This is a genomic window from Paenibacillus sp. JL3B1040 (assembly GCF_057063165.1).
The window spans coordinates 1,960,678-1,985,024 of record NZ_CM169317.1 but is presented as its reverse complement, the minus strand read 5'-3'; the positions used below and the strand labels follow the sequence as shown (position 1 = coordinate 1,985,024).

15 protein-coding genes are annotated in these 24,347 nt (G+C 49.1%); 2 read left to right on the top strand and 13 right to left on the bottom strand.

From position 1 onward, the window contains the following. Nucleotides 1-85: 85 nt before the first annotated feature. The 5 genes from ACZF99_RS08830 to ACZF99_RS08810 form a co-directional block, all read right to left on the bottom strand. Entirely contained in the window at nucleotides 86-1,867 is a 1,782-nt protein-coding gene (locus ACZF99_RS08830) for a cache domain-containing sensor histidine kinase (protein ID WP_483610916.1), read from the bottom strand. 11 nt (nucleotides 1,868-1,878) lie between these two features. Continuing rightward, a complete protein-coding gene (locus tag ACZF99_RS08825; protein ID WP_483610914.1) occupies nucleotides 1,879-3,474 on the bottom strand; it encodes a response regulator in 1,596 nt (531 codons plus the stop codon). Nucleotides 3,475-3,747: 273 nt separating this feature from the next. Further along, on the bottom strand, nucleotides 3,748-4,626 hold the full coding sequence (locus ACZF99_RS08820) for a carbohydrate ABC transporter permease (protein ID WP_483610912.1): 879 nt from the start codon (nucleotides 4,624-4,626) through the stop codon (nucleotides 3,748-3,750). 19 nt (nucleotides 4,627-4,645) lie between these two features. Further along, nucleotides 4,646-5,611: an ABC transporter permease gene (locus tag ACZF99_RS08815; RefSeq protein WP_483610910.1), complete on the bottom strand. Its 966-nt coding sequence runs from the start codon at nucleotides 5,609-5,611 to the stop codon at nucleotides 4,646-4,648. A gap of 68 nt (nucleotides 5,612-5,679) precedes the next feature. After that, entirely contained in the window at nucleotides 5,680-7,320 is a 1,641-nt protein-coding gene (locus ACZF99_RS08810) for a type 2 periplasmic-binding domain-containing protein (protein ID WP_483610908.1), read from the bottom strand. 296 nt (nucleotides 7,321-7,616) lie between these two features. On the opposite strand from ACZF99_RS08810, the gene ACZF99_RS08805 reads away from it, so the two are divergent. Further along, the gene (locus ACZF99_RS08805; RefSeq protein ID WP_483610906.1) at nucleotides 7,617-9,935 is read left to right on the top strand and encodes a helix-turn-helix transcriptional regulator; all 2,319 of its coding nucleotides are present in this window, start codon (nucleotides 7,617-7,619) and stop codon (nucleotides 9,933-9,935) included. A 106-nt stretch (nucleotides 9,936-10,041) separates the two neighbouring features. Here the strand turns inward: ACZF99_RS08805 and ACZF99_RS08800 are convergent, their stop codons facing one another. From ACZF99_RS08800 to ACZF99_RS08770, 7 genes are all read right to left on the bottom strand, one after another. Next, entirely contained in the window at nucleotides 10,042-11,616 is a 1,575-nt protein-coding gene (locus tag ACZF99_RS08800; protein ID WP_483610904.1) for a glycoside hydrolase family 43 protein, read from the bottom strand. 150 nt (nucleotides 11,617-11,766) lie between these two features. After that, entirely contained in the window at nucleotides 11,767-13,350 is a 1,584-nt protein-coding gene (locus tag ACZF99_RS08795; protein WP_483610902.1) for a type 2 periplasmic-binding domain-containing protein, read from the bottom strand. A gap of 19 nt (nucleotides 13,351-13,369) precedes the next feature. Continuing rightward, the gene (locus ACZF99_RS08790) at nucleotides 13,370-14,239 is read right to left on the bottom strand and encodes a carbohydrate ABC transporter permease (protein ID WP_483610900.1); all 870 of its coding nucleotides are present in this window, start codon (nucleotides 14,237-14,239) and stop codon (nucleotides 13,370-13,372) included. A 2-nt stretch (nucleotides 14,240-14,241) separates the two neighbouring features. Next, nucleotides 14,242-15,147 carry an ABC transporter permease gene (locus ACZF99_RS08785; RefSeq protein WP_483610898.1) on the bottom strand — a complete coding sequence of 302 codons (906 nt, stop codon included), beginning with the start codon at nucleotides 15,145-15,147 and terminating at the stop codon, nucleotides 14,242-14,244. Between the two features lie 341 nt (nucleotides 15,148-15,488). Continuing rightward, nucleotides 15,489-17,072, bottom strand: coding sequence for a response regulator (locus tag ACZF99_RS08780; protein ID WP_483610896.1), 1,584 nt, complete (start codon nucleotides 17,070-17,072; stop codon nucleotides 15,489-15,491). A 40-nt stretch (nucleotides 17,073-17,112) separates the two neighbouring features. Further along, nucleotides 17,113-18,879, bottom strand: coding sequence for a cache domain-containing sensor histidine kinase (locus ACZF99_RS08775; protein WP_483610894.1), 1,767 nt, complete (start codon nucleotides 18,877-18,879; stop codon nucleotides 17,113-17,115). Nucleotides 18,880-19,151: 272 nt separating this feature from the next. Then, nucleotides 19,152-19,991, bottom strand: a complete 840-nt coding sequence (locus tag ACZF99_RS08770; protein ID WP_483610892.1) for a helix-turn-helix domain-containing protein — start codon at nucleotides 19,989-19,991, stop codon at nucleotides 19,152-19,154. A gap of 163 nt (nucleotides 19,992-20,154) precedes the next feature. On the opposite strand from ACZF99_RS08770, the gene ACZF99_RS08765 reads away from it, so the two are divergent. Next, nucleotides 20,155-22,719 (top strand): glycoside hydrolase family 3 N-terminal domain-containing protein, encoded by a 2,565-nt coding sequence (locus ACZF99_RS08765; protein ID WP_483610890.1) that lies wholly within the window; start codon nucleotides 20,155-20,157, stop codon nucleotides 22,717-22,719. A 131-nt stretch (nucleotides 22,720-22,850) separates the two neighbouring features. On the opposite strand, the gene ACZF99_RS08760 is transcribed toward ACZF99_RS08765, so the two are convergent. Further along, nucleotides 22,851-24,194 carry a GH1 family beta-glucosidase gene (locus tag ACZF99_RS08760; RefSeq protein ID WP_483610888.1) on the bottom strand — a complete coding sequence of 448 codons (1,344 nt, stop codon included), beginning with the start codon at nucleotides 24,192-24,194 and terminating at the stop codon, nucleotides 22,851-22,853. Between the last annotated feature and the right edge of the window lie 153 nt (nucleotides 24,195-24,347).

Below are 24,347 nucleotides of genomic sequence, written 5' to 3'. Positions count from 1 at the left end.
GCTGAATGAACTTTTTTAAGCTCGGCATGCGCCGTTTTTAAGAACCCAAAAGGCATCTGCCCACAAAAAAAACGAACGGAAAGTCTCACGTTTCCGTTCGTTCTGCCGCCGTCTCCTCCACAACGGGAAAGGTAAGCACGATGGAAGTGCCGAGATGCTCCCGGCTGTTGATGACAATTCCATAGGCTTCGCCGAAGACCGATTTGATCCGTTCGTGCACGTTTTTGAGCCCGACGTTTTTGCCGGGAGCTTCGGGATCGTTCAGCGCACGGTTCAAGCGGTTCAATGTGTCGGAATCCATCCCCACGCCGTCATCGTAAACCGTGATGACCAGATCGCGCTCGCGTCTTTCGACGGTAAGCCCGACCGTGCCTTTTCCCCGCTGCTTTAACCCGTGTTGGATCGCGTTCTCGACGATCGGCTGCAGGGAGAGCTTTAAAATTTGCCAATTGACATCCACTTCCGGAGCCACATGGCAGTTGAACTCAAAACGCTGATCGTAGCGGACCGAAATAATGTAAAAATAGTCCCTGATATTGTCCAGTTCGCTGCGGATGCTGACTTTCTCCTCGCCGTAATCGATGACGTATTTCAACTGATTGGACAGGGAGAGAATCATGTCGGCCACTTCATGATCGTCTTTATCCACCGCGCTCATTCGGATCACCTCAAGCGTGTTGTACAAAAAATGCGGCCGGATTTGGCTTTTCAGCGCGTTTAATTCCGTCTGCTTCTGTTTAATTTGCGCTACGTAAGCTTCGTCGATGTACGCCTTCAAACGCTCGACCATCCGGTTGAAGCTGTGGCTGAGCCGGCCAAGCTCGTCGTTGCTGCGCACCTCCACCTGAGTATCGAGGTTTCCCGACTCGACTTTGGCCATTTGCTTCATCAGCTTCAGGATCGGCGCGGACAATCGCCGGGAGAACCAGGCGCCCATCACGACCAGTGAGACGGCGCACAGCCCGATGACGATAAACACGGTCATGCGCACCGACAGCAACTGCTCGAACAACGAGGGGCGGTGAATCCGCGCGGTAAGGCTGCCGTTCAGAAACGGGATCGGCTCCGAGATCACCATCATCTCTTTATCCCGCTCAGGTCGATTTTGTCCCGCGGGCGAAAGGGCCTCCTCCTCCCGATTGCTGAAATAGACGTTGCCGTCTCCGTCGAGCAGCACCAGTTCATCCTGCTCCCGCAGATTAAGCTCTTTGATATACTGATCGAAAATCGCGGCATCCACGTCCAGGAACAACGTGCCGACGATCTTCGGTTCGGCCGTCACCCTGCCGGAAATATCGATCAGATTGCGGCCGATGGTAAACACGTTGCGGTCCGATGACGGATAATAATCGTCGGCATGCGTCGGAAAGATCGCCACTTTCGCAGGATTGGACTTCATTTGTCCGATCCATTTTTTATAGGGCGGCAGCTCCTCGTCCATCCACCTGTTTTCTCTTTCCTGGTAATACAGTTTCCCGTCCCGCTCCCGGACAAAATACACGCTGCTGATGTAATTGTCGCTGTACAGCACCGTCTTCAGGAACGAATTGACCGGAATATTGTTGATTTGCTCCAGTTCATCGACATTATAAGTCTGGTTTTGGCTGGAGCTTTCGATGAAACCTTCGTATTTGCCGGTATACATCAGCTTCGATACTTCATTGTATTCATCGAAGGCGGTGTTCAGGTTATAACTCATGTAGGTGATCATCTGCTGCAAATTTCCGGTGGTATACCGCTCCACATATCCCGTAAACGTGTTGACCGAAAAAAGGCTGAGCGTAAACAATGGAACCAGTCCGACCAAAATGAAGGAGCCCGCAAATTTAACGAATAGGCTGGTGAATTTTTTGCTGCGTAAGCGCATCTGCCCTTCTCCTATTCCACACTGGCGGATTGCCGGTATTCCTGCGGCAGCTTGCCGTACCTTTTTTTGAACATGTCGCTGAAATGGCGGGCGTTGTTATAGCCGACGCGCTCGGCGATTTCATAGATCATCAGATCGGTCTCCAAAAGCAGGCGGAGCGCATGCTTCATCCGTTCCTCCGTCAAGTACTGCTTGAAATTTTTCCCCGTATGCTTTTTGAAAAAGCTGCTGAAATAGTACGGATTCATATAAATCATCGCCGCCATCGACTCCAGCGTGATGTTTTCGGCGTAATGCTCCTCCATGTACGCTTTGACCCGGCGCAGCTCGGCGATTTCCTTGTGCGCCAGTTTGCTGGCGAACTGCTCGAACGCCTGATCCACGACGGACGAAAACTCGTCCGCCACGCCCGCGAAAGTCGAATGGCCGGCCAATTTCTCCAGCAGCGAGCCTGGGCTCCCCGGGGAACAGCCGATATGCACTCCGATTTTGGCCATTTCCTGCTCCAGCAGCAATATCGTGTTATACACGTTCGTAATGGCGAGCTGTTTGCTGCCTCCGGCCAAACGTTTAACGGCATCCAGCAGCCGAGCGGTCAGTTGCGTAAGTTCCTCTTTGTTTCGCGACGCAAGCGCCTTGACGATTTCGCCCCGCAGTTCAGCGATGCCGGGCATTTCTGGGGCCGGGGCCGTATCTATCGTCCCCGCTTCGACAATCCGGTTCAATCCGGTAAAATATCTCGCATTAAGCGCTTCCAATGCAGTGCGGTACGACTCGTCCGCCGCCTCGATGCCGGAGACCGGCAGGCCGATGCCTACCGACACCTTGAGCTTCAGAAACGCGTTGATTTTCCCGTGTAGATCTTCGGCCAGCTTGCGCGGCTCATACGGCTGTTCATATTGAATCAGAATGCCGACTCTTCCGTCTTTATGGAACATCAGACAGTTTCCGCGGCTTTCCAGCGTTTCTTTCATAATATTGTTCAGCGCAAATTGAACGAGCTTCCGCTCCCGTTCCGCCCAGCGGGAATCCCCGCCCGGCTCCTCGTCCGTTTCCAGCATGCAAACGCAAGTATGCCGACTCAACGCTACGGCCCCCATGCGGATGAGTTCGCCGGCCGCCCGCTTGTTCCCGTCCATCAGGCCGTCGAGCAGCTCCTCGATCGTAACGGTGCGTTTTTTGCGCTCGTAATGGTCCAGCATTTCCTTGGCCCGTTCCCCTTCGCTTTCCTCGCGGATGAGCGCGGCCGCCTTGTTGACGACGTCCTCCAGATGCTTTTTGCTTACCGGTTTGACCAGATAATCGATCGCTCCGTATTGGATGGCTTGGCGGGCATAGGCAAATTCCTGGTAGGCGCTGATAAACACCACTTTCACCTGGCGGTTCTGCTCATGAATCTCCCGGATAATATCAATTCCGCTGCAGCCGGGCATGCTGATATCGCTGATGACCAGATCGGGACGGCCATCGCGGATCAGCTGCCTCAGCTCATTCCCGTCATTGGCTTCGCCTACGATGGCTAACCCCAGCTCTTCCCAAGAAATCAGCTTCTTCAACCCTCGCAATATGACCGGCTCGTCATCCGCCAGCAATACTCTGATCTGCATGTCTCTCTCCTCCTAACGGCACGGATGTCGGGATGTCGGGTACCCCCATTATACCGCCTCTCGTTATTAACTGTAACATGCAGCTATTGACAGCTTAACTCAAGTTTTTTTAGGAAGATGTATGCTTTTTTAACCGATTTGACGATCAATTCGTTCGCTGGCCTGAACATCTGCCGATTCATACTTTAACCTTCCGCGAATCCCCGCTTAATCTCCAATACTTTACCTTCGGGCAATCGGACGGTAATGCCGTCTTGCGTCACGGTGACCTTCCTACCCTTTGACTGCACCGATCATAACGCCCTTAACGAAATATCTTTGCAAAAACGGGTAGATAAAGAGGATAGGAAGCGTCGTAATGACAATGGCGGCATATTTAATGGTTTCCGCGTAATCGTTGACTTCTTCCGCATTGGAACTGGCCTGCTCAAGTATTTTGTTATTGGCGATGAGCACCGCCCGCAAAATGTTCTGGATCGGCAGCAGTTCGTTCTTGGAAATATACAGCGTAGCACTAAACCAGCCGTTCCAGTGGCTAACCCCATAAAACAATAACAGCACGGCGATGGTCGGCATGATCACCGGCGTAACGATACGGAACAAAATAACAAAATCATTCGCCCCGTCGATGTTGGCGGATTCCGTTAACGATTCCGGGATGTTTTCGATAGCCGTTTTGCAGATGATGGCGTTGAACAGGCTGAGCGCGCTGGGAATAATCAAAGCCCACAAAGTGTCCACCAGCCCCAGCGAGCGTTGGTTCAAGTAAGTGGGAATCAAGCCGCCACTAAAAAACATCGTAAACAACATGTAAATAATGATCGGTTTTTTGAAGAATACATTTTTCGCTGCCATAAAGTAACCGCAAAATAATGTAAGCAGCATGTTGATCGGCAAAGAAAGGGCAATGATGAGAATCGAGTTTTTGAAGCCGCTGAGGATCAAGGGATGATCGAACGCTTTGGCATAGGCGCCAAAGTTGAAGTCAACGGGCCAGATCAAAGTGCCCGGGTTGGCAATGACCGCCGCACTGCTACTGACGGAGGCGATCACAATGTAATAGACCGGATAAAAGGTGACAACCACCAAACCGATCATCATGACCGCAAGGACAAGATTAAACATATGGTCGCCGAATGTTTTTTTGTACATTTTTTTCTCCTCCCGCCTGTCAGTACAAACTGCTTTCGCTTACTTTCCGGCTTATGGCATTCGTAGCCACCAGGAAGGCGATATTAATGACGGAATTAAACAGACCGATGGCGGACGTATAGCTGTAGTTGTTTTGGATAATCCCCACCCGGTATACATAAGTCGAGATCACATCGGCCACGGAATAGGTGGTGGGTGAATACAGCAGCAAAATTTTCTCAAAACCTACGTTCAAGATGCCGCCCATGCGCAGAATCAAAAGAATGATAATGGTCGGCATGATTCCGGGCAGCGTAACGTTCCACATCTGGCGAAGGCGTCCGGCGCCGTCGATTTTGGCGGCTTCGTATTGCTCCTGATCAATGGAAGCCAACGCCGCGATGAAGATGATCGAGTCCCAGCCGATATACTGCCAGATGTGGGAGATAATATAGATCGGAATGAACATGTTCTTGTCGGCCAGCAGGTTGGTCGGCGTGCTGCCAAATAGGGCGAATATATCGTTAATGAGGCCGTCCGTCTGGGTGAACGTTTTGATAAGACTGCACACGATAACCATCGAGATGAAATACGGCATATAGGAAATGGTCTGAACCATCCGTTTGAAGAAGGAATGTCTGATTTCATTGATCAGCAAAGCTAACAGGATCGGTGCGGGAAAGCCGAAAAGCAGCGTCAGCAAGCTGATTTGCACCGTGTTTTTCAAAATCCGCCAAAAATTCGGGTCGCCGAAAAAAGCCGTAAAATGCTTGAAGCCCACCCATTCGGCGCCGGAAATCGTAATCGACGGGCGATAATCCTTGAATGCGATCACGATGCCGTACATCGCCCGGTAATGAAAAAAGTAGAAATAAAGGATAACGGGGATGATCATCAGGTATTTGTATTTGTTCTGCTTGAAATCCCGGGCTAATCGAGCCGTCAGAGGTTTCTTGGCGCCGAGAGCTATCGAAGCGCCCGTCTGTAAATTAGCATGCCTTGCCATTCAGGAATCTCCCTCCGTGATGAACTAGTCCGGCGGTCCAACTGCGAGCAGACCGCCGGATAAATACATTATCTGGCCAGGAAGCGGTCATAGGCGGCTTGACGCAGCTCCAGCATGCGGTCAAGTCCCATTCCTTTTAGATCGTCAACGAATTTGTCGAAGTTGTCCAAAGGTTCCTCGCCGGTCAGGAATTTCAACGTCGTTTCCTTAATGTAAGCATCGATCGTGGTTCTCAGCATGCTATATTCCGATTGTTCCGAGGCCTTCATGGTGACGCCTGTAGGGTAAATGTATTTGGTGGCTTCTTCGTTTCCGTTAAACCAGGCGTCTCCCGCTTCCTTGGCTTCCGGCGCAAGTCTTTGCTGCACCAGGGCCAGAGACTGTACGCCAAGTCCCCAACCGGTGTTGCCGCTGTAAAGACCGGAGGCATCGTTTAATCCAAGCTCGTGTTTGGTCACCAGCTCCGTAAAGGTAGGCACTTGGTTAACCATCGTCCAGCTTTCGCCTTCCTTGCCGAAGTTCCAGTAGTAATAGCCCGGTTCGCTAAAGGCATAGTCAAGGAAACGCAAAGCAAGCGGTACTTTGTCGTCCGGACAGTTGGCGGTAATGGCGGCTACGCGGGGAACGGTGATATCTTCGGCAAAGATGGCGGTCACCTTGTCGCCTTTATTCATTACCGGATAGGGAATGCCGATCCACTTGGCGGGGCTGCCGGCTTGCGCGGCGTCTCCAATGTAGCCGTTCATGTTGCCCAAGCTGGTAAAAGTAATGCCGACTTGATTGTTGGCGACTTTCGTACGCAATCCTTGGTCGTCCAGGGTCACCACGTCGGGATCGATCAGATTTTCTTTGTTCAATTTGTTCATCCACGTCATATATTCTTTGAATTCCGGTTGGGTTTGTGTAATTTGTACTTTATCGTTCTTGTCGATATATTGAACCGTCTCGAAGGAACCATACGCGCCGAAAGCGCCGGCAGGACCGGGAGTAATGCGCCAGTTCGGGGCAAAAGCGAATTTGGCGTTGTACTTTTCTTTGAATACCCGTATGACATTTTCGAACTCGGCAATGGTTTCGGGAATGGCGAGGTTTTGCTCATCCAGCCAATCCTTGCGAACCATAGGGCCCATATAGGAGGATTGCCACGGGCTCTCGCGGAAGAAGCCGAAGCCGTAATATTGGCCTTCGTCCGTCTTCATCGATTTATCCCGGTATTCGTCTTCTTTTACGTACTTATAAAAATTCGGAGCATACTTCTCCAGCATGTCTTCAGGAATATCGCGGATCACTCCGTCGGCTAACAACTGGCCCGCCTGAGGCATAATGTCGTTGTGCCACAAAATGTCGGGAAGATCTTTGCCAGCCAGCAACTGGTTAAAGGCCTGATTGACGTCCGTGCCGGCGGCGCCATACTGCCAATCTACCGTCACCCCAACCTGTTCGGCCAAACCGCTTAGCCAGGGATGTTCCTTCCAAGTGCTGACAATGTTGTTGTCCCAAACCCCCGCCCAAATGGATAGGGTCTTGTCAAGCTCGTTCATCGGATAACCGGAAAATTGTTCGCCAAGCACTGCCGGCGACGGGCTTGCCGTTTCGTTTGTCTCCTTCTTCCCCGAAGACGCGCTGTTGCCGGATTGATTGCAGCCGGCGAGCAGGTTTGCAGCTACACCGATTGCAATTATCAGGCTCATTATTTTTTTAATTTTCATAAAAAGCTTAACCCTCCTTCTTGATAACACGATACAGCTGGATCTGCTATGAATGCCTGGCCGGGGCAGTTGGCGCAATCGATTGCAAGCAATAGAATAGCCGAGATCATATCGAAAATGAATGGCCGGATCACAAAATGAGTTGCCGATATGCAGAAAAAACAGGATAAATGGGTTTACTGTAAATTGCTCATTTGCTAAATGAATCGTCGTTGGTTTTGCCAATCGGAACATTGCGACCGCCCCTTGCCGCTGTTAAAATAGATTCACAAAAAACGGTAAAGAGGGCGAGGTCTATGATAAAGAGAAAGCGTTTTCTTGCCAGGACGTTTTATTGGCGATTTCTTGCCTCCTATCTGCTGATATCGCTGATCCCTTTTTGCGCGATCATATTCACTTACTTTTCCACGAAAAACGCCATTGAAGACGAGATCATCAAAGCCAGCTCCAACAGTCTCTATCAGTTCTTTAATGTCGTGGATACCCAAGTGTCGGAAATGAGCGATATCAATTTCGCCGTGCTCAATACCGAAGTCACGCAGCAGAGAGCCTATCGAAGCCTGGATGAATCGTCTGTGCCCTTATATGAAACTTACGAACTGCAAAAATATCTGCTCAATTTTAAAAATAGCCGGTTTGACGATGTTTTCGTCAATTTCCACCGGCTTGATCAGATCGTCGGGATGAAAAGCGGTCTGGGAAGTCGTTTTTTTTATGAAGCCTTTTATAAGAACCGGCTGTCCTATCAAGAATTTGCCGGAATGATGAACGCCAATTCGGAGAATTATGTGCCCAGGCTCGTGTCCATGGGCTCGGATAAATCCAGCGCCATGCTGGCGGTCCGATTGTCCGCGAACCAAAGCCATATCTTCGGTCCCCCTGATGTAACCTCTTATGTCGTCTTTAATCAGGAGCGGCTGTACCAACTCTATAAGAGCGTCAATTTTCATAATGACAGTATCATCATGATCTTCGGCGCCGATAATGAACTGCTGGCTTCGTCTAAGCCGATGGAAGCCAGGATTGATCTCTCGTCCTATAACGGCTCCGACACCCTTTACTACGACACTTTTAACGGAGAAAAATATGTTCTGCAGATCTTCCGCTCCAATGTGGTGGACGCAACCTATGTTTCCGCCATACCGACAAGAGTGTTCTGGGAAAAACTCAATACCCAACGCACCGTAACCGTCATCAGCATGGCTTTATGCGCCATGATCAGCATCATCGTCGCAAGTAGCCTCGCCAAGCGGAACTATAATCCCATTACTTCCCTCTTAAACACGATTGTGGATAATACGAAGCCCGAACATCACTGGAGGGAACTATACCGGAACGAAATCGAATATATCGAAAGCGTGCTTCAAAATTCCCTCGAAAAAAACAATATTTTGAGTACGAGGATGAAGGCCGGCGTCGATAAATTACGGCACAGTTTTCTCTTGCGCGCCATACAGGGAACGGCAACCAAAGAGGATAACGGCGATGACGTCTTTTCCGCAAACAATATCACGCTTTTGTCGAATTCATTCGGTCTCATTCTGTTTCGGATCGAGGAGGTCGACGAGAAGGTTGTAGGAGCCGCTAACGATTCCAAGCAGCCCTATATGAAGATGTTCATCATGTCCAACATTGTTGAAGAGCTTTGCGCCGTTGCCCAGCATCAAGGCTTTGTGGTAAATTTGACGCCGGATATGTATGCCTGCCTTGTCAATTTCACGGCAAATGAAAAGCAGGACCGCGAGTATGAATTATTCTCGATTGCGCAGAACTGCACCAATTATTTGAAGCAATATTTCCGAATAAGCTGCACCGTCGCCATCAGCCAAACTCACTCCGGACTCACGGGTATCCGCGAAACGTATGAGGAAACGGTCCAGGCCATGAAATACCGATTTTCTCTCGGCAAAGAAAGCATCATCTTGTACCGGGACATTGCCGATAAGAAATTCGCTTACAACAGCGATGCGGATTCCAAGATCGGGAAGCTGTTGCTGCAATATATCACGGACGACAGGGGTGAACTCCATAAAGACGGCTATGCCATGGTCCAAAGGATTCTCGAATCTTCATTCGATTCCGAGGAGGTTTCGCTGGAGACGATCGTATGCTTCAAATACGATATCATCAACAGCATCAAGAAAATTATGCTGCAAATTGACGCCGCTCATCTCGACAGCGAGATTCGGTTTATTCACGGTATGCTGAATGCGGAAACCTTCGATGATTTTAGGGCGATTCTGGTTCAAGCCTTGTATACTTTAAGGGAGCATCAGAAAAAGAAACAGGAGAAGCATTCGATTTGCGATGCCGCCGAAATTTATGTGCTGGAGAACTATATGGACCCCAATGTCAACAACAGCACCATTGCCGACGAACTTCATATTTCCCGTTCGTATCTGGCCAAATTGTTTAAAGACCAAAAAGGCATCGCACTGCTCGACTACTTGTACAAAGTGCGCATTGAAAATGCCAAGCGGCTGTTGCTGGGTTCCTCGTTAACCGTCGAAGATATCGCAATACAAACGGGGTTCTTGGGAAGCAGCGCCCTGATAAAAACCTTTAAAAAATACGAAGGCATTACCCCCGGAGTATTCCGCAAGCTGCAGAGCTAGTTAATCGCGTAGGAGCCCATTTTCGTTGCTGAGGAAATAATGCCAAATAGGCCGAAATCCGCCTTTTCCGCGTATCTCGGCCTATTGTAAAATTCGGAAGTAAAAATTATAACTCTCTGTAGACAAAATAATTAAAATCGGCATGTTTGCGGGCACCGCTTAAGTCCTGTACGCACATTCCGATAAAGGTTCCCGTGAACCGGAGCGGAGTGGCGCTGTCGTCCGAAAGATGGTGGATCTCGATTTCCGGGCCCACCGGCTTCCATTCGCATCCCGCGGGAGCATACGAAAACTGCAGTTTCTCCCGGTGTACCCTCGCCTTGAGCTTGACAGGCCCTTCGCTGGGAAGGGAGACCTCCGCTTCAAGCAGCTCGTCGTACTCCCCTTGCACGGTTTGAATGATGCCGAGCACTCTTCCTGTCTCTTCCAAATGCGTAATTCTCAAGTACACATAATCATCCGTATCATAATAGAGAATTAAGCCGGCCATTTGCTGAAAATGCTCCGGGTCGAACTCAAGCTCCGTCTCGGCCTCGCAGCAATGGGCTTGCTGCCTCCGAGCCACAAGGCTTTGCCTGTGCCATGAACTTAACGATTCCATCCCCCTTAGACGCAAGTATCCTTTTCTTTCACCTAGGGAGAGCCAGCTTGGGTCCGGCGGGATACGAAGCGTATTCCACTCGATACGAAGCTGTGGTTCGTCAAAATCGTCCTTCTCGGCTTCGCTCTCAAACGGATGAGCCGGCAAATTCGGAGCTTGCACCTTTACGCTTGGCGTATTTCCTCCGCCATCGAGCCGCAGCCAATCGTCCTCGTCCCAATAGCAGCGCTGCAGCGCCGTTTCCCGGCCCAAGGTGCAATAGTGCTCCGCCGTAGGCCTTGCGCAAAGATGCGCCAAATACCACTCGCCCGCTTGAGTTTCGACCAATGCCGCGTGCCCCGCCTTCTGGAGCGGCAACTCGGGATGGCCATAGCTGGTCAGGATCGGGTTATGGGGCGCTACTTCATAAGGTCCGAACAGGGAAGTCGATCTGGCCAGGGTGGCGGCATGCTCGTATTTCGTCCCGCCTTCGGCGGTGAGCAGATAGTAATAGCCATTACGTTTGTAGAGATGCGGACCTTCCGTACGCCCAAGTTCGGTTCCTTGAAAAATGGAGGTCACCGGGCCGATCAATTTTTTCTCCGCTGGAGCGTATTCTTGAATGACAATCCCGGCGAACGGGTTTCTCCCTTTGCGGAAGTCCCATCTCATATTCAACAGCCACTTGCGGCCGTCATCGTCATGAAATAAAGAAGGATCAAAGCCGCTGCTGTTTAAATAGATCGGTTCCGACCACGGTCCCATGATATCCGTGGAAGTCACCAAATAGTTATGCGTATCCTTGAAGGCCCCTTTCCGCGACTTGACATCCGTATAAATCAAGTAAAAAATCCCGTTGTCGTAACTCAGACAAGGCGCCCAGACTCCCCCGGAATTTACGTTACCGAGCATATCGAGCTGAGAGGTCCGATGGAGCGGATGGGTCAACACTCTCCAGTGAATCAAATCCCTGGAATGATGAATTTGAATCCCGGGAAACCACTCGAAGGTCGATGTGGCGATATAATAATCGTCTCCGACGCGAACGATCGATGGATCGGGGTTAAAGCCGCGTAATATCGGGTTTATAAGGTAGCTCATTGGATTCCTCCTAAATCGTTTCATCCTCTGGATTGTGAAAGCGCCTTGCCGGACTTTTCCCGTAAGCAATTTGCGCTTATCATTTTTTTGCTCCGATTGAAATATCCGCCCGACTTCAAACGAATGCCGGGCGGATCCTATAGGATTTATTTATTTCTGCACTTTTTCATACCATTCTCTGGCACGCTTCGTCACTTCTTCACCGCCCGATTGATACCACTTATCGACGAACTCGTCGAATTTGCTGATCGGATATTGGCCGATGATAATTTTCGTGGCGTACTCCACGTACAGCGTACGGTTAATGATATCCGGGTAACCGTCGTAAACGCTGGCCGGCATGCCGTCCCCGGCGATGACTTTGGCGTATTTCTGAGCCTCCTCCATATTTCGATTGACCTGATCAATCGCCCACATTCTATCTTCCGATGCGGTACTTTTGTTCAGATCGATCATGAAATCCAGCGTGGAGATTTTGAGATACGGATCGAGAACCCGGTTTTCCTGCGTGCTCTTGTCGTCCGGAAGCAAGGTCGCTATGCCATCCTTTAGGGTATGATGCATTCCTTCCACGCCAAGGTACAGATCCTTCCAAATGTTCTTGTCGTACATATTGTTCAACAGCTTCATGGTAGCCATCAGCTTCTTCTCATCCTTGTTGTTCTTGACTACCCAGGCTGGGGGCGTAAATCTCTTCCACGTATAGAAGCCTTCATAGCCTTCGACTTCCGGTACGGGAAGTATGTTGTATTCGGCCTTCACGCCTGTGTTATTGTGCAAATTTTCTAAAGCCAAATAACCGGTCTCCGCCCAATGGAAATAGTTCCCAACCTTATCCGAATGAATCTTACCGTCCCATTTGTCCTTTGTGTTCAGAAGCGACTCCTTATCGATTAATCCTTCCTTGTACAGTTCAGACAGGAATTCCAGTGCCGCTTTCATATTCGGAGTAACCGCGGAATAAGTCATCTCGCCGTCGTAGATATCCCAGTCCGGATAACCTTCGAACATGGCCACCCCGTACATGGCGAACAGGTGATCCATCCAGCGGGCTTGCTCCCGGCCGCCCGTCGGAAGCTCGTCCTTCTGTCCATTGCCGTTCGGATCCTGATCGCGGAACGCCTCCAGAACCTTGACGTATTCGGCTTGGGTCTTCGGCATCTGCAAGCCCAACTTATCCAGCCAATCCTGACGGATCATGCCGGCATATCTTCCGTAATCCACCACACCAGGGATATAATAGATTTTACCCTGACCGGTAGGATCGTTCGCCTTGACAATATTCCACATATCCTCCGGAATGGCCTCCCATAAATTCGGCGCATATTTCGGCAGCAATTCCGTCAGATCCGCAATGGCCCCGTTCTTGGCCAAGCTGTCTTCAATGCCCTGCTGAGGCAGGAACAGGTCGGGCATTTCGTTAGCGGCAATCTTCAAGTTCAACTGATTCAGATAGTTGGTGCCTCCGTTCCATTCCACATACGGATGGATGACGCCAACGCCAAGCTTTTCCTTATAAAATTCATACAGCTTGCTTCCCTTTTCGATCGGTTTATATCCGATGTTGGTGCCCCACACTTCAATATCGACAATCTCATCTCCGCCGGAAGCCTGGTTCTGGTTTGTGGCCGCCGAACCTTCGGAAGTGTTATTGTTTCCGCCGCACCCCGTTAATACTGTAGTCATCGCAAGGACGCTTGTCGCCAGCCATAGGCTGATTTTTTTAAATTTCATAGGTTTTCCCCCTTTTCAATTACCCTTTTACGGAGCCGATCATGGCGCCTTTCACGAAATATTTCTGCAGGAAAGGATATACCAAAATGATCGGAATGATGGCAAAGATCACCGTTGCCGCTCTCAAGGTTCGCTCATTATAGTTAAGGTCAACTGTAGTCGGAGCGCCGGCCATAATTACGTTGCCGTCGGTGATAAACTGACGGATCTTAATCTGCAGCGGAAACCAGTCCGGATCCTGCAGGAAGAACAGCGGATGCTGAAATTGATTCCATAACACCACACCGTAGAATAAAGCAAGGGTTGCCAGTACTGCTTTGGAAAGCGGAAGCACGAATTGGAACAGCATTCGGAAATATCCGCAGCCCTCAAGAAAAGCGGCTTCCTCCAAATCTTTGGAGAATTGCTTAAAGAAGGTCCTCATGATAATTAAATTGAATGGATTCAGAATATGCGGCAAGACCAAAACTAACGGATTATCGTAAAGGCCAATGCCGCGGACCGTCAGGAAATATGGGATAATCGGCGCCTTAAAGATCATGGCGATCACCACGGCCACCATAATCACGGGACCCCAGCGAAACTCGGGTTTCGACAGCGGGTAGGCGAACAAGGCGGTCATCAGAAGCGCCAATACCGTACCGATTAACGTTGTGCCAACCGTCAGGAAGAAGGATTTCCATAACTCGGGACGAGCGACGATATACTTCCAGGAGTCGAAAGTAAAATCCTTCGGCCATAACGTAACCAGGTTCATGTCCACGGCACTTCTGGAACTAAATGAGGTCGCAATTACGGACAGAAGCGGTATGATCGCTATGATGGAAAACAGGACGAGAAAAACGGTGATGGTCGTAACGAATATTTTTTCCCCTCTCGATTCAAGCATACCTACCAGAGCCCCCCATCCGATACTTTCTGCGACAGTTTGTTGAAGGTGTACACCATCACAAACCCGATTACCGATTGAAACAGCCCTACTGCTGTAGCAAAACTGTACTGCGCCTGTTGTATGCCCGTCCGGAACACGTACGTGTCCAGGATATCCCCTACGCTATAAGTCATCGGAGTGAGCAAATTATACACTTGATCAAAGCCAAGATCCAGGAAATTACCGATTTCGAGCAAAAACAAAACGAGCACGGTTGGCAAGAGAAGCGGAAATGTGATGTGACGGATTTGCCTGAATTTGGAGGCTCCGTCGATCATCGCCGATTCATAAAGCTGCGGATCGATCGCGCTAATGGCAGCCATATACACCACGGTCCCCCATCCGGCATCTCTCCAGATTGAAGCCAGCACGTAAATCGGCCTAAAGTATGCGCTCTCTTGCATGGCCAATACCGGCTCATGACCAAACCACCCGATGATAATGTTGAACAAACCGCTTAACGAAAAGAAGTCGAAGAGGATACCTCCAACGATAACCCAGGACAAAAAGTGCGGAATGTACAGAGCGGTCTGGACCCCTTTCTTGAGCGCCGATTTTCGAATCTCGTTGATCATCAGCGCCAGCAAGACGGGTACCGGAAAAATCAATACGAGCTTGAAAAATCCCAGCATCAGGGTATTGCCGAACACTCGGGCAAAGTCCGGATGGTGAAGCAGCGTGCTGAAATGTTTGAAGCCTGCCCACGGACTATCGATGAAACCTTGGAAAACCGAATAATCCTTGAAGGCGATTACAGAACCGGCCAGCGGAATGAATTTGAATACGATGAGAAAAACGATTCCCGGAATCGCCATCACATACAGCGGCCAATACACCTTCATGCGATGAATTGAGACTGTCTTCAATTTGTTCCCCCCTTGAAATCTAGCTGTTGAATTCGTTTACATCGTAACTATACAATTCGGGGAACCCTTGCTCAATCGGTCGTTTTTAAGTTCGTACCCGGTCATTTTTGGGATACTTCCGCTCGCTTAATAGACCTTCATCCGATGAAATAGAACGGTTTTCAATTACGTCCCCCCTCAATCTCTAATCGTTGAATCCGCTTACATTTTTACTATACAATCGACGCCCTCCGTCTCCAATCGGTCATTTTTAAGTTCATACCCGGTCATTTTTAGGATAAAATGAAGCCACTCCTGTTCGGAGTGGCCTTAATATGGACTACAATATTACGCGCGTTCAATTAACCGCGCGATTGGTTCTTTCGGTATTCGCTGGGTTTAAAACCCGTCAATTTCTCGAACAGCCGCGCAAAATGCTGCGTATCCGAATATCCCACCCGCTCGCAAATTTCATACACTTTCAGATCCGTTCGCTCCAGCAGCTCCTTGGCCTTGCCGATTCGAACCCGCGCCAGAAAGTTGATATAGGTATCCCCCGTCTTTTGCTTGAATAACTGGCTTAAATAGTAGGGGCTGATAAAAAAGCGAGAGGCCAAATCCGCAAGGGTGATCGGATCTCTGTAGTGCTGCGTTACGTATTCCTTGACCTCGGCGATGATATCCTTCTTCTTGGGCACATGATGTTCGATCTTAAAAATAATGATGCACCGGATCACCTGAATCATCCACTTCTCCAAGCGCTCCAGCGTGCGAAAGCTGGATATGGCCTCCAGGGACAGGATATTGCGCCCCAGAAAGTCATTTTGCTGAAGCTGCTGAAACGACATCTTCCGCACACTCGACAAAATGATGTTGATGCAATGCAATTGGAGATCCGTAGGGCTCATGCCTCGCTGAACTTCCATGCCCCGGAAAATCTCGCGGATAATCTCAACGCAGCGCTCTTCATTCATATTATCGAGCTCCGCTTCCAGTTTGTTGATCCATTCTTCCGGTAAGGGATGGCGTCGTCCCGTCAAATTGATCGTTTCGGGATACGGGATCACGGCTCCCTCCCCCTTGATGACCTGATAGCTTAAGGCATAACGGGCCTCCTCAAAAGATCGGCTGATTCCCGCCGCCCTTTCCTGGAAAGTACCGATTCCGACCGTAACGGACAGATTCAGTTCACGAAACAGCGCGTCCTTCAGCCCATGGATGGCACGAACCCATTCATCGTACCCGGTAGTCCCGTTATGGATAGCTGCGATGGCCACCTGGGATCCGGTATAACGAAATCGATAGATGGCCCCGTATCGTTCCAAGGCCCGGTCAATTTGCTGAAACACCGGTCTGAGACCGAATTCTTTTAAGCCTCCGAACCCATTGTCGAATTCCAGCAAGGCACATATGAAACTGGCGCGCTCCGTTCGTATCTCGGCGATCCGCAGGGCTTCATCCACCTGAACCGTACTATCGATGGCGTTATCCAGGATGTCCCGCAATACATTTTCCTGCATGCGGCGGCGTGCCTCCTGCTTCAAGTCGTCTACTTCCTGAAGTTTGGCCCTTTCCTTGCGAATGTCGTCCATGACCTGACCGACGCAGTCGCGAAGCTCCTCTTCCTCCACCGGCTTGTTGATGTAGAATTGCACTCCCAGTTGGATGCCTCTTCGAGCATATTCGAAGTCGGCATATCCGCTTAACAGAATGAATTTAGCCCGGTTGCCTGCGTCTTTCAACATTTTGATCATCTGAAGGCCATCCGCCTGCGGCATCCGAATATCCCTAATCACGATATCCGGCTGCCTTTTTTGAATTAAACGGAACCCTTCGACACCGTTATAAGCCGTGCCGACAACCACGACGTCCGGGATATAGCGGTCAATCATTTTTTTTAGGCCGTCCACGATTCCTTTCTCGTCATCAACCAAAAACAGCTTCATCCCAAGCACCTCTCTTTTCCATTCGCGCTATGTTGCCTTTTCAGATCTTGGGGATTAAGATTTCAACCGTCGTCCCTTTTTCGTCGGAACGGATGGTTAGACCATAGTGATCTCCATAATGGAGTTTGATGCGCTCCGCTATGTTTTTAAGGCCTAGCCCTTTACCGTTCGGTTCATCCGTCGTTTCCAACTTATATTTGTCGGATTCCGCCATCTCCAAGAGAGCGGACAGCTTCTTTTGCCTTTCCTCGGACATCCCGATTCCATCGTCCGTAATTCGGATCAGGATCTCGCCCGCTTCCGTAAAACCTCCTTCGATCGTGATATTCATCGTCCGGTTGTAGTCTTCGAACCCATGGTTAATGCTATTCTCTACAATAGGCTGAAAAACCAGGGGAATGATGCCGCATTGCTGTATTTCCTCGGGAATGCGAATATCCAGACGGAACTTATGATCGAACCGCAAGTTCTGGAGCTGCACATAATTCGCCGTATACTCCAACTCATGCTTTACCGAATGTTGGCGGCCTTCCTTCCCCAATACAAGCCTAAACATACGAGCCAGAATCTTGATCATTGCGGCGGTCTCCTCGTCATCGTTCACCAGTGCCTTCATGCGGATGGATTCCAAGGTGTTGTACAGCATGTGCGGATTGATTTGGTTTTGGAGGGCGATGAATTTGGCTCGGCGATGCTTAATCTCTCCGATATACACATCCTCAATCAAGGTGCGAATCGTAACAATCATTTTGTTGTAACTATGGACCAGACTGCCGATCTCGTCATTGGCCTGTTTTTTCTCGATAGGCAAGTATTGGCCTAACTCCGCTTGCTTCATGCTCTTGCGGAGAGCCATGATCGGCTTGGTGATCGTGTAGCTTAAGCCAAGGGATATGAGCGCGATGATCAAACAACTCGTCAGGATGACGATCACGGTCACCCCTTGGATCTGATTGATCTTGGCCAGCAGCTTCTCGCGGGGGATCTCCGTCCGGATCAACAAATTGCCGAGTTCGGTGGTTCCCGATAACACAATCCGGTTCTTGCTGCCTGCAGCCTTGTCGTAAGTTTCGCCGGATTCCATCACCTGCTGCCAGGACAGCCGGCCGCTGGCCGCGTCGGATTGATAGACGATTTCCCCATGGCGATTGCTTATGGTGACGCTCATGCCGTATTTGTCCCGGGCCGAGACGAAATCTTGATCCAACTGCAGTAAAGCAAACGGATCCAGATCGATGAGCAGGATCCCTGCGTACGCTCCCTCCGAGTTAAGGAGCACTCGGCCTACCGTTACAATGGCGCCTTCTCCTTTGTCATCGTAATAGGAACGATCATGCAGCCCGGTGACAAAAAAGGTTTCATCCTGACTGCGGAGCCGCTCGTACCATTTCCGGGATAGCAGCGCGTTCTCGTTGACCACGCTTGTGGTCGTGCTATACTGATAAACGCTGTTATCGCGGCCGATCAGCATTACGGTACCGATCTCCGGCTTAAGGAAAGCCACCCGCATAAGCAATCGCTGGACAGCCATCCTTTGTACGATCAATTCATCCATAGGCCTGTCCCGCTCGTCTCCAAGTCTATAGATCAGCTCACCGTCGATAAGTACCGACTTGGTGATCTTGTCGTATTCTTTCATCAGTTCGTTCAAAGAAGTTCGGATCTGGGACGTGTACAAAGCAGCGAACTCTTGAGAGGAATCCTCCAGTCCCGCTGCCGACTGGCGAAAGATGATTACGCTTACAGCGATGAGCGGAATAACGCAAATGAGCAAATAACCCAACATTAATTTGTTTCGGAACTTCATGTTTTTAAGTCCCAAAGCTGCTCTGCGAATCCAACGATTATGCTTCATTTCCAGTCCTTTCTTGAATGAGTGTTTGCACGATGTTGCCCCAAAACCAGCCTTCACTATATGACTCCATTATTCGTATCCGCTTTCAAACCTTAATTATATCTCTTGTGACAAGGACATAAAGAGGGCCTTTTTAAGTTTCCGCCAGGTCATTTTTGAGGATTTTCCCATTCACCGCTATTTCAAAAACATCGCCTGAACTCGGCTGGGCAGCCTAACGTTGTTTATCTTAAATCGCTCGGTCTACAATTTTTTATTTGTTTAAACAACCGGTTAAACGTTCTAATGCTCGAAAAACCGCATTCGGCAGCAATGTCGATAATCGGCTTATTTGTTGTGACGATAAGCTGCTCCGCTTGTTGTACGCGCAAGCTGTTTACATAGGATATGAAACTTAATCCGGCGGTACTCTTGAAAAAACGGGCAAAGTGAAACTTGCTCATGTTGCAATGGTGGGCAGCCTCCTCCAGACTCACGGGGTTCATATAGTTCTCCTCGATATAATCCAAGATTTCCTGCATCATTTTGGTGTTGATCATACGGCGTTTGTCGCGCTTGGAATCGGCAATCTCATAGGGAATCGTTCTCAGAAGGGTCCCGCAAAGCTCATGCAGGATACCTGAGACAAACAACTCGTAGTGTTGTTGCTGTCCCGTCCATTCGGTTAACAAGCGATTCATCATCCCGATCAGGCTCTTTACTTGTATGTCGTCTATATAGCCGCTCTCCACCTCCGCTCTCCCGACAAAGGGAGAATTGAAACGAATTCCCTGCGGCCATCCTCCCGGATAACCGATAAGCTGAGGATGAAAAGTAACGATCAAAGCTTTTGACGTTAGAGCCGTGCTGTCGTAATAATGAATATCCCCACTGCCGCATAGAGCCAGCTCTCCCCTGCGAAGCAGACGCATTTCAGAGTTAATCCCCACTTGCACCTCGCCTTCGCAAATATAGATGAACTCCAGATCATGGTGCCAGTGAGCAAGAAAGGTGATGTCTCTCGGAGTCCATGCAGAAAAGGGAAGACCGGAATGGTATTTCCGCTGTTCATGAAAAGCCTTCATTTGAATCCCACCCTAATGACATGGTCGTGAACGAATGTTTCGATTTTTTAAAGTTAGCAAAATCTGTCCACTTAAGCAAGGTTTGTGACGAGCAATCGGCACCAGCAAGGAGGATAATTAAACTGAACAAGCACGAAACGATGATGAAAGAGGAGCGATTTCCATGGAGATGTATAAGAATTCCAAGTTTTCGGCTGAAGAGAGGGCTGCGGATTTATTGTCCCGCTTAACCTTGGAAGAGAAGGTTGCGCAATTGGGTTCTGTTATCGTGAATGATTTAGTGGATGACAATAACAACATGGTTCATGAGAAACTTACGGCGCATTTAAAATACGGTTGCGGCCACATCTCAAGAGCCGCCTGGATGCTGGGAGAAATCGAAATTGAAGATGCGACCGATTTGATCAATCAAATCCAGGAGTATTTAGTTACCTCAACAAGGCTCGGTATTCCGGCCATTTTGCATGAGGAATGCCTAAATGGCGTTCAGGCCAGACATGCAACTGTATTTCCGCAAAGCATTGGCGTTGCCAGCACCTGGAATGAAGATACTGTATTTTCAATAGGGGACTGTCTTCGAAAGCAATTGAGAGCCAAAGGAGCCACTCAGGGATTGGCGCCTGTTTTGGATGTGGTAAGAGATCCCCGATGGGGGCGCACGGAGGAGACCTACGGGGAAGATCCGTATCTGATCTCCAAAATCGGCACTGCCTATGTGAAAGGGCTGCAGGGGAATGATTTAACTGAAGGAGTTCTGGCTACGGCCAAACACTTTTTGGGTTACGGAGCATCGGAGGGCGGAATGAATCAGGCGCCTGTTCATATTAACTATAGAGAATTAAGAGAAATATATGGCCGCCCCTTTGAGGCGGTGATTAAAGAAGCCGACTTGGGTTCGATTATGAATTCCTATTCGGAAATTGACGGCGTTCCCTGCACGATCTCAAGAGAGTTGCTCACGGATATTTTAAGAGACGAATTTCAATTTAAAGGAATCGTTGTCTCGGATTACGGTGCAATTGATACGGTTAGCACCTATCATCGTGCGGCGGTCGATATGAAAGATGCGGGAATCAAAGCGATTCGCGCCGGTATGGATATGGAGCTTCCATTTACCTTATGCTACGGCGATAACCTCATCGAGGCGGTCAAAGAAGGCAAAGTCGAAGAAGAAGTGATCAACCGTTCCGTTATGAGAGTCTTGTTGAAAAAAATCCAATTGGGGTTGCTTGATCAGGCTCGTGTACTCCCTGAGCGGATCCACGAGGTTTACAATGCAAAGGAAAATAAAGCGATTGCGCGAAAAACGGCAAGAGAATCGATCATCCTTCTCAAAAATAAAAATAACCTCCTGCCGTTGCATAAACAGATCAAATCCTTGGCCTTAATCGGTCCCAGTGCAGACAGTGTGAGGAATCTTCTCGGGGATTACAATTATGCGTCCAATCTGGAAGGTCAGGTCGGCATGTTCGAGTCCTTCAGCAGAAAGGCGGAGGATGTGACCGATATCGAAGAGATATTGGAAACATGCAGGCACTATGAATCTTTTGTTTTGCCGTCTATTGTTCAGGCTACGGGCACGGATTACAAGAAAATAGACGATGTGCCCATAGATATGCTTCTGGCGCTTATGCCTAAATTGCAGGAAGAGAAGACGAGGGATTCGCAGAAAAAGCTAAAAAAATCCATTCAGTACATGCGGGAACAGGGCTTGAACGGAATGGTCAAGAGCTGTACGGAAATTATAAGTCTTAAAGAAGCGCTTGAAGGATACCTGAGTTCGGATACGGTGATTCGTTATGCCAAAGGATGTGAAGTCATCGGCGGGACAAAGGACGGATTTGCCGAAGCGATCGAGGCGGCAAGGGCATCCGAAGTTGCGGTTATGGTCGTGGGGGATAAATCGGGGCTCGATAAGGGATCCACATCAGGGGAAGCCCGGGATAGAGCGGATTTGAATCTTCCCGGCCACCAGTTGGAATTGATAAAAGAAATTCATAAGACCGGGACTCCGGTGGTGTTGGTTTTGATCAATGGACGACCCGTTTCGGCTTTATGGGAAAACGAGAATCTGGATGCGATTATCGAAGCATGGCTTCCCGGAGAAGAAGGAGCAATGGCGATAACGGAAGTCCTATTCGGAGACTATAACCCGGGAGGAAGATTGCCGATCTCCGTACCTAAAACCGTAGGCCAGGTGCCCGTTTTCTATAACCACAAACCGTCCGGCGGGCGTTCTCATTGGCACGAAGACTATGTGGAAATCGATACGAAGCCGCTGTTCGAATTCGGCTACGGCTTGAGTTATACGGAATTCGAGTACAGCAATTTATTCATGGAGCATACCGAAGTCTCATTTGACGATGAGATCAAAATTAGGGTTACCGTTAAAAATACGGGGTCATGTAAAGGGGATGAAGTTGTCCAACTTTATCTGCAAGATCTCGAAGCCAATGTTACAAGACCGGTAAAGCAGCTATACGGCTTCAAAAGATTCACCTTGGAAAAAGGACAGCAAGCGGAGGTAAGCTTTATTTTACCGGTAAATCTGCTTGGCTTTTATGACGAGAATATGAATTACGTAGTGGAACCGGGGAAAATAGCCGTCTTTGTCGGGGGATCCAGCCATGACATCAGAGAACAAGGTGTATTTGAAATCATCGGCGAGAACAAGAAAATCATCCAAGATAAAGTCTTTTTCTCCGTTGCTCAAGCGGAGTTGCTGTAGCTGATTTCTCGTATTTGCCAGTTTGAATCATCCAAAATACAAAAATAACGATGTTGAACGCTCAACAGCAGAAAAAGCCGCCAGGGGATGCCCCCCGGCGGCTCAAGATTCAATATCACTCCATCCCTTATTCAAACCTCCAACCAGCCGTTAGCGATAACTTTTTTATACCAGAAAAAGCTGTCTTTTGGCGTTCGAATCAAAGTATCAAAATCCACATGGATTAACCCGAAACGCCTGCCGTATCCGTCGGCCCACTCAAAATTATCCAGCAGTGACCAGGTAATGTACCCCTTAACCGGGACACCGGATTCAATCGCCCGGCTCAACTGGAGTAAATGCTTCCGTAGATAGTCAATCCGTTTTTCATCCCGCACTTTCCCATCAACGGGTTCGTCATTATAGCAGGCTCCATTTTCCGTGATATAGATCGGAACTTGACCATAGCGATTCGTAATATGAAGGAGTACCTTGTACAGGCCACTGGGATAAATCGTCCAGTTAAAATCGGTTCGATCATATCCTTCATCCGTATCTTCTATTTCAAACAAGCCTTCGCCCTGCTTGTAACGCCCCAAAGAACCGGTATAATAATTTATCCCCAAAAAATCGATCGGCTGGTGAATAGCTTCCATGTCACCCGGTTCAATAGGCACCTTCGCTCCCAGAGCGGCAAAGGTCTCGGTCAGGAAATCAGGATATTCGCCTTTAAAAACGGGATCCATAAACCATTCCACCATCCATCCGATTCTTCGGCGGCAGGCATCGATATCCTCTTGTTTGGAGCTAAACGGTTCATGCCAGCTCACGTTAGGAGCATAGCCGATCTGCCCGGGATACCCTAATTGTCGGAATAGCCGGACGGTCTTGCCGTGGGCAATCATCAAGTGATGGGCAACGTCAAGCGCGCTTTGCAGGTTTTTCTCTCCGGGAGCCAAGTCTCCGATGTAGTGGGCCTTAAAAGAGACGCACCAAGGCTCATTAAAGGTGACCCAGTATCTAATTTTTCCTTTAAATTCCCTGAACATCCTTTCGGCATAACGTACAAAGGCATCGATGGTCTCCCGATTTTTCCAGCCCCCCAAATCCTGAAGAGCCTGCGGAAGATCCCAATGATATAAGGTACAAAACGGTTCAATCCCGTTTTCAAGCAATTTGTCTACTAAACAGTGATAATAGTTTAGCCCTTTTTCATTAACCTCACCCGCTCCGTCAGGGAAAATTCTGGGCCAGGATATCGAAAATCGATAGGTTTTAATCCCGAGTTTCTTCATATAAGTAATATCTTCATCATAGCGATGGTAGCTGTCACAGGCAACATCGCCATTGTCTCCGTTGCGTATATTTCCCGGAATACGCGTGTAGGTATCCCAAATCGATATGCCGCGTCCATCTTCGTTTATTGCCCCTTCTACCTGAAAAGCCGCTGTCGCGGCTCCCCAACTAAAGTCGTTCGGAAACTGTATAATGGCCAATTTTCATCGATCCTTTCACGTTAATTGCATCGATAGAATTCGTAATACAAATACTCTACGACGATTCGAAACCGCATTCAATCGGGCATATTTAAGTTTATAAGCTGTCATTTTTAAGAAAAAAAGATGGCCCCTGATCTATACAGGGCCATC